The organism is Chitinophaga sp. CC14 (genome assembly GCF_048957795.1).
Lineage (GTDB): Bacteria > Bacteroidota > Bacteroidia > Chitinophagales > Chitinophagaceae > Chitinophaga > Chitinophaga ginsengisegetis.
Map to the genome: position 1 here is coordinate 581,456 of NZ_JARBFY010000001.1, position 13,494 is coordinate 594,949.

7 protein-coding genes are annotated in these 13,494 nt (G+C 47.1%); 2 read left to right on the forward strand and 5 right to left on the reverse strand.

The window, feature by feature from the left end; translation table 11 throughout:
- Positions 1–116: 116 nt before the first annotated feature.
- Positions 117–1,655: a PSP1 domain-containing protein gene (locus PV783_RS02490; protein WP_420987014.1), complete on the forward strand. Its 1,539-nt coding sequence runs from the start codon at positions 117–119 to the stop codon at positions 1,653–1,655.
- Between the two features lie 446 nt (positions 1,656–2,101).
- Here the strand turns inward: PV783_RS02490 and PV783_RS02495 are convergent, their stop codons facing one another.
- Positions 2,102–3,154: a nucleoid-associated protein gene (locus PV783_RS02495; protein ID WP_079471359.1), complete on the reverse strand. Its 1,053-nt coding sequence runs from the start codon at positions 3,152–3,154 to the stop codon at positions 2,102–2,104.
- A gap of 153 nt (positions 3,155–3,307) precedes the next feature.
- On the opposite strand from PV783_RS02495, the gene PV783_RS02500 reads away from it, so the two are divergent.
- Positions 3,308–4,210 carry an SMP-30/gluconolactonase/LRE family protein gene (locus tag PV783_RS02500; RefSeq protein WP_420987015.1) on the forward strand — a complete coding sequence of 301 codons (903 nt, stop codon included), beginning with the start codon at positions 3,308–3,310 and terminating at the stop codon, positions 4,208–4,210.
- Positions 4,211–4,269: 59 nt separating this feature from the next.
- Here PV783_RS02500 and PV783_RS02505 read toward each other — a convergent pair whose 3' ends face one another.
- From PV783_RS02505 to PV783_RS02520, 4 genes are all read right to left on the reverse strand, one after another.
- The gene (locus PV783_RS02505) at positions 4,270–7,290 is read right to left on the reverse strand and encodes a glycoside hydrolase domain-containing protein (RefSeq protein ID WP_420987017.1); all 3,021 of its coding nucleotides are present in this window, start codon (positions 7,288–7,290) and stop codon (positions 4,270–4,272) included.
- A gap of 118 nt (positions 7,291–7,408) precedes the next feature.
- Positions 7,409–8,890: a RagB/SusD family nutrient uptake outer membrane protein gene (locus PV783_RS02510; protein ID WP_336387585.1), complete on the reverse strand. Its 1,482-nt coding sequence runs from the start codon at positions 8,888–8,890 to the stop codon at positions 7,409–7,411.
- A 22-nt stretch (positions 8,891–8,912) separates the two neighbouring features.
- Positions 8,913–12,083, reverse strand: a complete 3,171-nt coding sequence (locus PV783_RS02515) for a TonB-dependent receptor (protein ID WP_420987018.1) — start codon at positions 12,081–12,083, stop codon at positions 8,913–8,915.
- Positions 12,084–12,325: 242 nt separating this feature from the next.
- A complete protein-coding gene (locus tag PV783_RS02520) occupies positions 12,326–13,438 on the reverse strand; it encodes a FecR family protein (RefSeq protein WP_420987019.1) in 1,113 nt (370 codons plus the stop codon).
- Positions 13,439–13,494: the final 56 nt, after the last annotated feature.

Sequence of the window (13,494 nt, forward strand, 5' to 3'; positions counted from 1 at the left end):
TGCTTTTCCCTATCTTTGTTGCTTCCGGCCTTTTGTTTTTCTGAAAGGAAAAACGTATTTTGAAGAACTGGAATAACCTGAAATGCTTATTTATAAAATTTAAACTAATTAATAATATGGCTTGTGCCGGATGTGGTACGGGTGTGGAAGGGAAGCCGTCAGGATGCAAGAGTAATGGAGGATGCAGCACGGGAGGTTGTAACAGACTGAATGTGTTTGACTGGCTGTCCAATATTCCCCTTGGTGATAGCTTAGCACCATTTGACATTATAGAAGTAAGTTTTAACAATGGCAGCCGCAAGGACTTTTTCCGTAACGTAACCAAACAATTCTTTGATAAAGGAGAAATGGTTACTGTAGAAGGAGTTAGCGGATTTGACGTTGGAACAGTAAGCCTGACGGGCGAACTGGTAAAACTACAAATGAAGAAGCGACGCGCTGAAGACACACCCGAAGTAAAAAAAGTTCTACGCCGTTCAACTAACGACGACCTGCAGCGAATGAATGACAACAAGTCCCGCGAGAAAGAGGCGCTCATAAAATCCAGAGCCCTTGCCCGCAACCTCGGACTTGAAATGAAACTGGCAGAAGTGGAAATACAGGCCGATGGCCGTAAAGCCACTTTCTTCTACACCGCAGACGATCGTGTTGATTTTAGAGAATTGATCAAAGTATATGCCTCTGAATTCAGGGCCAAGGTGGAAATGCGCCAGATAGGCGCCCGCCAGGAAGCCGGAAAAGTAGGTGGCATCGGCAGTTGCGGCAGGGAGTTATGCTGCTCCACGTGGCTGTCTGATTTCAAAAGCGTGAATACAACCGCTGCCCGGTACCAGAACCTGTCTATCAACCAGGCCAAGCTATCCGGACAATGCGGCCGTTTGAAATGCTGCCTCAACTACGAGCTCGATACCTATCTCGATGCCCTGAAAGACTTCCCCGACGATGCGGATAACATTGAAACTGCCGGCGGCGTTGCCCACCTGCAGAAACGGGATATCTTCAAAAGCCTCATGTGGTATTCTTATGAAGGCAGTAACAAACAGTATCCACTCACCATTTCCAGGGCTAAGGAAATACGCCTCCTGAATAAGCAGGGTATTAAACCAGATGACCTGAAACCGGTAGAAGTAGTAACCGCCAAACCAAAAGAAACGGATCTCGGATACGCAGATGTGGTTGGGTTAATCAGTCTGAAATCTCTCGAAAAAACAGCACAAAAGCGTAAACAGAAAGATAAAGACAAACAAAAACAACAAAGAGGCGGTGAACGTGGCGAGCGTGGAGAACGCCCGGAACGCGGGGAACCAAAACAAGCCCAGGGCCAGAGTCAGCCAAGAACTGATTCACCCAAAGCTGGTCAAAGACCCGATAACCGCCAGCAAGGTGATCGTAAACCGAAGCCGGACAACCGCCAGCGGCAACAAGGTGGAGGTCAGCCCAAACAGGGTCGTGAACAACAACCCCGTAACGAGCAACAGCCACCACGCCCGGAACAACAGCAGGGACAAAGACAACCAGCTGCTCCGAAACAGCCCGGACAACAACCGGCGCAACCCGGCCAGGGAGGCGCTCCCCGGCAAGACAGGCGTCCGCCACGGCATAAACACCGGCCGCCTAACCCTAATAAAAACAACAATCCTGAAAAGGGACAATAAAAATAAAAAAGACAACCAGCCGGTTGTCTTTTTTATTGCCTGCTTATATTTTAACGGGCACATGGGGCCTTATATCTCCTGTTAACATTACTTCCCGGATGCCTCTGCGATACTTCGGACCTGCGTATCTGATGGACTATCCATGCACTATCCATACTGTTCCCATGCACTCCTCATGCACTCCTCATGCACTATTGATGCACTATTGATGCACTATCCATGCACTATCCATGCACTATGTCCCCTCAGCCCCCCTTCGGGGACAACAGATTTTTGAAATACCAGATGATGGAAATGTAATCAGAGAAAACCAAATAAAAGGCCGCCCAGACGAGGCAGCCTTTGTTAACAATTGGTTTTTGCTTATGAGAAAACTTAAAAAATGCTAATTTATATCTCTTCACAAAATCAATCACACAGGCGCCTCTACTGTCTGTCACACGGTTTTACGCTTCATTCTCAAACAGTAGCTTATAATAGTTCATGTTAGTGGCTTCGTCGAAACCGCGCTCAATCATCTCGCGGTTGCCATGAATATATACATGAAAGTTACGATCCAATTTCAGAATGCTCTTAAATACTTTCTGCTGTTTCTTTACAGCAGGTGCAGATATTTCAAATTCGTCAGGGATATCTTGTTGAAAATGATTCGCATATTCGTTTCGGTACTCCTTAAAAGAAGCTATGGCGTCGGGATGACCCAGTACTTCTTTCGCAAAATCGTCCAGTTGGAATTGTTCTTTTTCCTTGAAATAAGCGGCTGATTTATTTAACAGATCTACCTGATCCACTCTGTCCATCTCATACTCCGTTGGCAATTTGTTGTGTATAAACTGTTTACACATGTCCACCGCGGTTTCTGTCTGATGGTAACTATCTTCCCGGCGCTGTACCTGTAAAAAGGCATCCTTCCAATACACCGCCTCGGTTTGTTTGCTGTTGCTATCTACAATACTTACTTTAAAGCCCTCGGTTTCTTCCGTATTAAATACCAGACAACCTTTATCCAGCTTATTAATATTTATACCGTCCTCGTAATTTACCTGGTAATTCTCGTCTGCCAGAAATACTTTCAAATAAGTATCGCGGTTCTCCGACTTAAAAATGCCTATGGCTTCTACCTCTTCACCATCCACCTGACACTTGCTAAAGTAGGCTATATAAAGCTCTCCCCCTTTGATTTTAGGATGGGTGGAATGTTTATATAGATGTTTGGCAATATTGACCGACTGCTCCTGGAATTCATTTTGGTCAGTAAATATACGTCGACAATATTGAAATATTTCATTCAATTGCAGATCTGCGTCATGACGGAATCTGAAATACTCTGCTGCATTGGCAAAAGGCTGAATAAAATATGTTACCAATAACTGGCTGATCGTTTCATCCTCCAGCTGCAAAGGCGCTTTGGAACAGAGCAGGGCCTCGTCGTTAGTGGGATTCCCTACCTTGTGTATCGTTAATTGCGCCAAATCTTTAAACTCCGAAACATGGATCATGGGCGCAAAATTAATAAATTAGTTGACAGGCAACAGATCCGTTTTCCCCGGTAATTATTTCTTGATAATTTCATTACATACCCTCCCTCCCATCCATATACGCTGAAAAATCTGGAATAGTTCCTTAATTTAAAGTTTCAAAATAAAACGAACATGAGAAAATATATCTGCCTGCTGGCAATGATGGCCGGATACGGCCTCCCGCTGATGGCGCAGCAAAAAAACACACACAGACCTGTATACGAAACCCGCGACCTGACAGCAGAAAATATGTTTTCCGTAAATATTGAAGGACCCAACTTTGACAAAGCAGGCAATTTTTACGTAGTAAATTTTCAACAGGATGGTACCATTGGTAAGATAAATACCAAAACCGGCGCCGGTGAAATATTCGTAACACTCCCCGATAGCAGCATCGCCAACGGCATTCATTTCAACAGCAAAGGAACCATGTTCCTCCCGGATTTTATCCGGCATAATGTGCTCACTATTGACATGAAAACCAAAAAAGTAGGCGTATACGTTCACTCTGATCAGTTCAATCAACCTAATGATCTCTGTATCAACAGCAAAGACCAGATCTTTGTCAGCGATCCCAAATGGGCCAGCAACACCGGCCAGATCTGGCGAATAGACCCCGGCAACCATACCCCCATACTGCTCGAAAGCAATATGGGCACCACCAACGGTATTGAACTCAGCCCCGACGAAAAAACACTGTATGTAAACGAAAGTGTGCAACGGAAGATCTGGAAATACAAGGTGGATAAAGCCGGTAACATCTCCCGGAAAACCTTATTCGCTACCTTCCCCGACTTTGGTTTTGATGGGATGAAATGCGATAAAGTGGGAAACCTTTACGTGGCCAGGTGGGGAAAAGGCGTGATCGCCGTGCTGTCGCCGAAAGGAAAACTGATCCAGGAAGTACCCCTGAAAGGGAAACAATGCAGCAACCTCGTGTTTGGGGATAAAGACGGCAAAACCGTGTATGTAACCCTGCAGGACCGGAAATGCGTGGAAACATTCCGGGTAACGATACCGGGTAAACGCTTTTAACTACGCTATAAAAAAGAACGGGGACATCAGCTGATGTCCCCGTTCTTTTTAGTTATAACTTACTTTATAATCAGCAGCCAGCCCTTATTCTTTTCTACAGGGATGCCGGCATCTTTACCAAACACCTGCCCCTGCTGGAAGCTGCGTATATCCGGCGCCGTTATCACTGCCTTTGCAGGGTCTATGCCCAGCGCTTTCCAGTCGATGGTGAGTTTAACCATGGTGTTTTCCGGCGCCCAGCTGGCCAGGGAAACCAGTACTGCGCCATCTTTCCGGTAAATAGTAGCCGGCACCAGCGGGTTATTGGTTTTAACCGGGTTGTTCTCTACCCAGTAGCCAATCATTTTTGTTCCCTGCATACCAAAATCATCCCACACTTTCCAGATAGGACGGGGATCAGATGTAGCCGTCCACGGCATGCGGTTAGTCATCCCATACACCATACCACGCCACTGGTTACCGCCATCCTGGAGCATTTCACCCATCAGGCCAAAGGGAATACCGCTTACTTCCGTGAGGAAAAAATCCGGATCATTCTTCTCATAATCAAAATATTCACCAAACCAAAGCCTGTTCAGGTAAGGGAAATGCTCCATATAAAGTACCGCACTGTTAATAAACCCATCGGATTTATTATACTGGTTGGCAGAATGCAAATCAATAATACCCGGATGGTTATCCTTTGTGAGCACACGTTTCACGCGCTTCATAGTTACCCGGTCAAAAGCCACATCGTCCAGGTAAATACCATCGATACCCACGTTTTGCACCAGCCAGTTCATCCCTTCCACATAATAGTTATGCCAGCGGTTCATGCCACTGTTGATGATGGCGGCATCCTTAAACTCCGGTACAAACCACGCCGCGATGTAATCTTTACCCACGTGCTCCTGCAGCCAGGAGAAGCCACCGCCGTTACCGGAAGTATATACTTCATGCCCCAAACTGCGCAGTGGGAAGGTTTCCCAGGCATGGTTCGACAACTCCCTTACAGTATTATAGATCTTCACTTTCAATCCTTTCTGGTGCGCGGCTGTAATGTAATCCTTCATTGCGCTCCATTCAATGAACGGATAGTTGATCCAGGGGTTGATGTCGTTGCCGTGGTGAATGTTTACCACCGTAGCCCCGGTAGCTTTAATGCTGTCGAGGTTATTATACCGGTGGTAGAAACGGGTAGACCACTGGAAATCGGTGTTAACCGGGTGGAACGGTGTAATGATCAGGTGGAAGTTATAATACAGTACCTCTCCTTTATGCAGGGTTCTTTCACCACTGTAGTTGTTTACCAGTATGGCTTTCCCTTTTTCACCGATGGTGATACCGCCTTTATTGCCATTACCCCAGGAAGTGGGCAGCAGTAAAGGTTTCTGCAGGTAGAAGTTTGTATTCAGCGGGCGTACATAATTTTCATCCCGCAGGTTAAACTGGATACCGGCATTCACATCGCCAATCCAGGCGCCGTCCTGGTTTTTACTTTTCACGTCCCACTTCCAGTCGATCTTTTCCGGACGTACCCCACCCTTCTGGTTCAGCCCCATCATATACTTTGAGGCGCCTTTATCAAATGGCAGGTGCATCGTGATATCCTTCAGGGATACGTCTTCCAGGGCAGTTACTTTTACAGTATAGTCGAGGAAGCCGTCAAATTCGAGGGAGGCGTTTACTTCCATTTCCAGGCCGGTAGTGGTATTCACTGCTTTCCAGCTGATTTTGCCCGGCGTTTGTTTGGTAACCTGCCAGCCATTGCTTTGCCAGTGCAGATCCTTGCCGGTAGCGGCATTGATGAAATGGAAATGTACCGGTTCGGTAAAAATATTTTTGGGCTGTGTGGACAGCGACGTCATTTCAGGCGTAAAAAAAGTCTGGATCTGGGCAGGGAAGCCATCTTTATTGATACTTACTTTACGGCCCAGTAAGCTGATCACGCTGTCTTTCATTTCCAGTGGCGTATAAGGGGCGATCACGGCGTCGTCCTGTGCCAGCGTGGAGTTCAGCCATTTCAGGCGGGTTTGTTTCCAGGGTTCGTTAAAGCCGCTGTTCACTGCCAGTTTATTCGTTACCGTTAGGGTGATCCTTACCGGCATAGCAGGCATACCTTCCGCCTTTACAGTGGCAATCCCTTTATAGATGCCTGCTGCGGCATTTTCCGGAACATCTATACCGCACCACATGGCCTGTACTTTTCCTTCCGGGATATTCACCGTGGCTGAAAAAGGTTTTGCATCATAAGTGGTACCGGTGGTATTGATACAGTTGAGTTGTGTTGCCGGAATCGTTTGACCAGTAGCCGTTTTCAGATCGGCAAAAGAAATCTGTACATCCTTCATTTCATGACGGGCGTAAATGCCCAGCTGAAATGCGTAGTATTCTCCTTTACCGGCTTCGCCGGAGAAAGACTGCGAAGGTCCTTTCTTTATCCAGCGCTGTGGCAGGTCGTCCGTCATTTTAATGGGAAACTGCCTGTCTTCGGGGAACAGCATATAGCCGCCACCCGGATGTTTCAGCAGCAGTTGCTTTCTTTCTGCTTCCGTGGCAATTACTTCCATCGGGTAAAAAGTATTGAAGCTGTCGATGGCTTCCAGCTGCTTCACGGTGGTATTGGGCTTTATACCTGCAGGTATGGATTGCAGCCAGTTGTTATCAGCAGTTTGTTCCGGCGCCAGGTACACACCTTTCGGATAGTTATCGCGGCCTTCATTCTTGGAGGGCAGGTAATAAATATAGTAGTCGCCTTTACCGGAGGTGGGTTCAAAGCAGATATCGCCCTGCTCACGGGTAAGCGCCAGCGTTTTTACGTTGGTAACCTTTTGTTTTGTTCTGGCATCTTCAATAATGATCCGCTTCAGCTCCGGATGTTCATCGCGGCGGCGCCAGGGGATTACTACGCGAGCTACGCCGGTGGCGCCGTTGAAGGTAACTACCGCACGGTGGTTACCGAGCGAGTCTGCATTCCAGTTGTTGTTGCCATTGGTATACTTCAATTCCTGGGCGAGCGCCGTGGTAAGGAAGCTGAAAGTAAGTCCTGCCAGCAGCAATCCTTTCCTGAAATTGCGGGAAGGGTGGTTTGTCTGATACATGAAGGATAATCAATTTTTTAAATGTTCACCGGTTATAAATTTACTACTGTTGCGGTTTCTTTTCCTGATTATTTTATAAAAGCAAAAGCCCCGGTGAACGGGGCTTTTACCGGTATTTCTATTGGATCGGGTTTTGCACCAGGTTAGGATCAAGCAATATTTCCTGCTCGGGAATAAAGTGTACCACCCTTGCATCTGTATAGGAAACTGTTTGCGGATTGGTTTGTACGCCGGGATAGTTCCGGTATACATTCCGGTTGTTGCGGAACAGGTCAAATACACGATGCGTTTCAAAGGCCAGTTCCAGGCGGCGTTCGTCCAGTACTACATCCAGCACGGAAGCATAGCCATGCAGGTCTGATACGGTGAACAGTGCCGCGCCGCTTAAGCCAGCTCTTTTACGGATGGTATTTACATCATCGATGGCGGCAGCGTTATTGTTCAGCTTCGCATTGGCTTCTGCACGGATCAGGTACATTTCAGCCAGGCGCAATACCACCGGTGAACTGAGGGTAGGCACGTTATCCTGGTTGGAATATTTCAGCACATACCATTTTGGTACGCCGTTGCGGGAAGCCATTACTTTCTGGCCGCCGGCATTCACGGAATCCCGGCCATCAGCCCCTTTCAGGTAAACCGCCTGCACAAAGGAGTTACGGGCATCTGCCGGATATTTGTGCAGCAGATCGAGGTACGATTGCGAAGCATACATTTCGCCATAACCCATACCACCGGGCGACATATAATACATAGAGCCTATAGAGCCCCAGGTACGGTCGTCCTGCAGGGTATGATGAATAGCAAAGATGGTTTCCTTATTGTTTTCATTGGTTTTGGTATAATAACCGGGAAGATCAGAAGTATTCACCAGGGAATACTGACCTGAAGTGATCACAGAATCTGCATAAATACGGGCAGAATCATTTTTTCCCATGTAGAGATATACCCTTGCCAGTAAAGCCATAGCGCCGTATTTGGTGGCATAGCTGTTGGTGTTGGAGTTATCCATCAGGTCTTTTCCTTTCTTCAGATCTGCTACTACCTGCGCGTATACATCTTTTACGGTGCTACGTTTAGGCATCGCAGTTATATCGAACTTGGTTACCACCGGTACGCCCAGGTTAGTTTCAGGGTTCTGTGTATAAGGACGGCCGAAAGACCTTACCAGGCTGAAATGTACAAAGGCGCGGATGAACAGGTTTTCCCCGATCATTTTATTCACGGCATCCGACTTACCTTCCGTCATTACTTCCAGCAGCTTATTACAGCCGTTGATAGCCTTGTATCCTGCCCGCCAGATCTGCAATGCATTGGCCTGGTTGGTGAGGTGGCCGTAAGTATAAGAATAGAAGAGCGCATCGGTAGTGGCACCGCTCAACGCCACATCATCACTTGGGAACTCTCCCATCTGGAAATAGTTGCGCGTAAAACTTTCTTCTTTCAGTAACGCATAATTACCCACAGTAGCCGCCGGCCATTTAGTTTCATCTTTCAGGATATTATCATCCGGAACAGCACTATACGGGTCTTTCTTCAATGAACAGGAAGTAGCCACTGACAACAGCAACAGTCCTGCAAAATATTTCGACATGTGTTTCATGATCATCTCTTTTTAGCTCCTGTTAAAAATTAATTTCAAGACCTGCAAACCATTTGGTGCTGGACGGATACTTGATGTAGTTGATACCCCTGTCATCTACTTCCGGATCCAGACCGGAGAATTTGGTTAATGTCCACAGGTTATCACCGCCAATAGAAATTCTGGCGTTTCCAATATGCGCGCGGTCCAGCCAGGCTTTGGGCAACGCATAGCTCAGGTTTACGTTTCTCAGACGCAGGTAGCTTCCGTCTTCCAGGAAACGGGAAGATGGTTTATGTGAGTTTTTATTTCCTTTGATAGTATACTTCGGATGGGTAGCCACATCGCCCGGTTTTTCCCAGCGACTCCAATCTTTATCCAGCTGCATCATATTATAAGTATAATACGCGCCATCATTATCCATCAGTTCACGGGTGCTGTTATACACATCATTGCCGGAAACAAAGGCCAGGAAGGCGCTGAGCTGGAAGTTTTTATAGGAGAAGGTATTACGCATACCACCAAAGAATTTTGGCGTGGCAGAACCCACAATCTGCAAAGATGCATCGTTGTAATTGTTGGTAGTGGTTTTGCCGGTTACATTGCCATTAGCATCCGTAACGAGTTTTTCCCACAGCGGATCACCATTGGCAGGATCTACACCCGCCCATTTGCGCATATAGAAACTACGCATATCCTGGCCCTGTTGCAGGATGAAGTAACCACTGATCGGATCTACAATCTGGTTCTTTCCGGTATACAGTTCGGTTACCCTGTTTTTATTGAAGCCAATGTTGAAGTCGGTGCTCCATTTAAATGTACCTACCAGGTTATCTGTGCTCAGGTTAATTTCAAGTCCTTTGTTACGCACAGATCCTACGTTCTGTGAAATGTAGCTGTAGCCGGCAGTAGCAGGCAGCGGCACGTTGAACAGGAGGTCTTTGTTATCTTTCTGGTATAATTCTATCGTCAGGTTAATCCGGTTAAATAATCCCAGGTCGATACCAATGTTGGTATTATATGCTTTCTCCCACGAAAGGTTAGGCACATTGTACACGCTCTGGTAAGCGCCGGGGAAACCATTGTACTGCGTATTGATAGAATATGCCCCGATAGCGCTGTAGTCGCCGATTTCCGCATTACCGGTAGTTCCGTAGCTGGCCCTTACCTTCAGGTTGGTGATGGCTTTTATCTGTTTGATAAAATTTTCTTCAGATGCTGCCCATGATGCTCCAAAGGCATAGAAGTTACCATACTGCTGGTTGGCGCCAAACTTGGAAGATCCGTCTCTTCTGAAGGAAGACGTGAAGTAGTATTTATAATTATAGTTATAGTTGGCCTGTACAAAATAGGAATTAAAAGCGCGGGCTATTTTTGTACCGCCAATAGACATCGGCGAAGAAGTACCATCCAATACCTCTACACCCTGCAGGATACCTTTACCTTTTGCATTGATATCATTGAGATTGGCTTGCTGGAACTCAGCGCCCACCAGTCCGTCGATGTTATGCACCTTATTAATGGTATATCTTGCTTTCAACAGGTTGGAGCTGATATAACTCGCAGAATCCTGGTAGTAGTTATACAGGTTACCACGGTCGTCGGTGCCGGAGGAAGTGCGCACATCTCCGTTGCTCTCCTGGTTGAAGTGGTAATATTGTGCGCGGTTGGTGGAGCTGAAAGACAACCATTTGGTGATATCGTATTCCAGTTTCACCAGGGCTTCGAGCGACTGCCGTTTATTTTTAATATAGTTATACTGCTGGTCGTAGAGGAAGTTACTCATATCCCTGCCATACCAGGTGGCGGCGGTGAGCGGGTTTACCGGCTTGCCTTGTTCGTCGTATGCCTTATCCCATGGGAGGTTGGTGTAGTACTGATACAGCGAACCGTTTGAATTATCGTGGTCGGAAGTTTGGGTTCCGGCAAAGTTGGCGCTGATGCGGAACTTATCGGTGATGTTATGATCCAGGTTGAGGCGGGCGCTGAAACGCTCTACACCAGTACCTTTCAGGATACCATCTTCTTTATAATAGTTACCGCCCAGGTAGAACTTTGTTTTCTCGTTACCCCCACTGGTAGATAATTCGTAGTTCTGGTTGGTGGCATTCTGGAAGGCCAGCTTCTGCCAGTTGGTGTTGATATTACGTTGAGATGGGTCCAGTGTGGCTCCTGCGGCTTTCTGCAGGTCGTACAGTTCTGTTCCGTTCATCAGGTGGAAATGGCCGGTATTGAGCTGGGCGGTTCCTACGTTGGTGCGGAAGTTTACCTGTGTTTTGCCGGCTTTACCTCTTTTGGTGGTAATTACCATTACGCCGTTGGCGGCGCGGGCGCCGTACAACGTAGTGGCGGCGGCATCTTTCAGGATGGTAACGCTTTCAATATCGCTGGGGTTGGGTAAACCGCCAATGATACCATCTACCACTACCAGCGGAGAGTTGCCCGCAGTAAGGGTTCCGTTACCACGGATGCGGATAACGGGTGCGGAAGCGGGGTCACCGGAAGTATTCCCTACAAATACGCCGCTTACTTTACCCTGCAACATTTTGTCCATGCTGCTGGCGGTTACGTCTTTCAGTTTAGCGCCGCTTACCGCCTGCGCTGCGCCGGTGAGGTTTTTGGTGGTAGTAGTGGTGTAACCCATTACTACTACTTCTTCCAGTTTCTTCGTATCAGGTTCCAGTTTAACATTGAGTTCGGAGCGTCCGCCTAATGTTACTTTCTGTTGCAGGTAGCCGATGTAGGAAAATATCAGTACGCTGTTTTCTGAAGGAGCCTGGATAGTGAATTTACCGGTGGCATCTGTTACTGCGCCGGTGCTGGCGCCTTCTACGGTGATGGTTACACCGGGCAACGGATCTTTGGTAGTGGCGTCTGTTACATATCCTGTTACCTTTACCTGTGCGGTACCCGTGGGAGTGATCACTACCAGGTTGTTTTCCAGCACGCGGAAAGTAACATTGGAGTTGTTGAAGAGTTCCTTCAGCACATCACTGATCTTTTTATCTTTCACATCAATGGTCACTGCCTTATTCAGATCAGTAAAGTTCTCGTTGTAGAAGAAGCGATAATTGCTGCTGTTTTCGATGAGTTTAAATACATCTTTCACGCTTTTATTTTCAGCATGCAGTTCTTTTATTTTATCCTGCGCGTAAGCATTAGCGGATACCTGTAAAAAACCTCCGAAAATCAGCAGACCCGTCAATTTCATCATGAGCAATAATTTTCGCCCGGGGCAAAATAATGCCGCCAGGTTTGCAGTGGATTTCATAAACTTGTATAGATTTTAGTTAAACGATAATTACGGTGGTTGCCCGTCGCAAAGGCAATTCACCATTCAGTGATTTTCGTTGATTGGGGTAAGTCGCATTACCCCAATTTTTTTAGTCCTTCATGTCGGGCATGTAAGTTGGTTTTACAGGTGATAGAATGATGGTTCTCTCTTCTCGCCGGCCATTACCGGGTCTTAAATGCTTTATTATATTTTTCTCTCAGCTCCTCATCCAGCGCCAGGGTAACTACACCTTTGTCTATGGTGTATTTCAGCGGTGCCGTGAGCTTTAGAATGTTCAGTACCTGTTCCAGCGTTTCCTGACGGAAAGTGCCACTGAAGCGGTATTCTTTCAGTTCCTGTTCTTTAAAGATCACCTTTACATTAAACCTGCGTTCCATTGTAACCGCCAGTTCGTCCATTGTTTGAGCGGCCACTATCCAGTTGCCGTCTTTCCAGGCGGTATATATTTCTGTATTGTTCACTTCCCTGCTTTCTATTGGGGCAGCTGTAGAGCTGTCGCCGCCGGATACAGGCGTTTTCGGTTGTTCACTGCCGTTTGTTGACAACGGTTTTTTATACACAACATGCTGATGTGGTTTCATCATGAGTCCGAAAGGCGTAGTGGTTTTGCTGCCATCTATCTTCACTTCTCCGTCTACGAGGGTGGTCACTACAGTTTTATCTTCCGGGTATGCTTTTACATTGAAAGATGTACCCAACGCGAGTATGCTCAGGTCGGAGGCCCTTACTGTAAAAGGCTTTTGTGCGTTGGTATGCACTTTAAAGAAAGCCTCTCCTTCCAGTTTTACTTCGCGGCCGCGGAGGTTGTAGGACTGTGCATACTGTAGTTTACTACCTGCGTTCAGCCATACTTCCGTACCATCAGACAATTCAATTTTGGTGGTGGCCCCTTTCGGGCTGGTTACCGTTACCAGCGCGTTACTGCTGTTGTCTTTCTTACCGGAAGCCCAGGCATATACCAGGCCGCCGCCGATTAAAAAAGGTAAGGTGTAAGAGGCGGCCACGCGGAAATAATATTTCCATTTATTTACCGCCAATGGCGCTTCTATGGCCGTTCTATACTGCAAACTATCCCAGGCGGCGCCGGCATCATAATTTCCTTCCCGTGCCGTTGCCTGCCACGCATCCCTGAGCTGCAGGAAATAAGACTGGTTCTCCGCCGTAGCATTGATCCAGTGCGTTAGCGCTGCTTGTTCATCCGGGGAAATATTGCCGGATAAAAAACGTGCGATCAGGTCATCTGCCTGCTCCTGTGTATAGTTAGGCCCCATCATATAGAAAACAAGTAGTAAGACAACATTTAATGCCGGGTAGGGTGACAAGAGAAGAA

Bases quoted from the DNA above. Each gene is read 5' to 3' on its own strand.
- PV783_RS02500 (WP_420987015.1), top strand. From the start codon at position 3,308: ATGAGAAAATATATCTGCCTGCTGGCAATGATGGCCGGATACGGCCTC.
- PV783_RS02520 (WP_420987019.1), bottom strand. From the start codon at position 13,438: ATGATGGGGCCTAACTATACACAGGAGCAGGCAGATGACCTGATCGCA.
- PV783_RS02490 (WP_420987014.1), top strand. From the start codon at position 117: ATGGCTTGTGCCGGATGTGGTACGGGTGTGGAAGGGAAGCCGTCAGGA.
- PV783_RS02505 (WP_420987017.1), bottom strand. From the start codon at position 7,290: ATGTATCAGACAAACCACCCTTCCCGCAATTTCAGGAAAGGATTGCTG.
- PV783_RS02515 (WP_420987018.1), bottom strand. From the start codon at position 12,083: ATGATGAAATTGACGGGTCTGCTGATTTTCGGAGGTTTTTTACAGGTA.
- PV783_RS02495 (WP_079471359.1), bottom strand. From the start codon at position 3,154: ATGATCCATGTTTCGGAGTTTAAAGATTTGGCGCAATTAACGATACAC.
- PV783_RS02510 (WP_336387585.1), bottom strand. From the start codon at position 8,890: ATGAAACACATGTCGAAATATTTTGCAGGACTGTTGCTGTTGTCAGTG.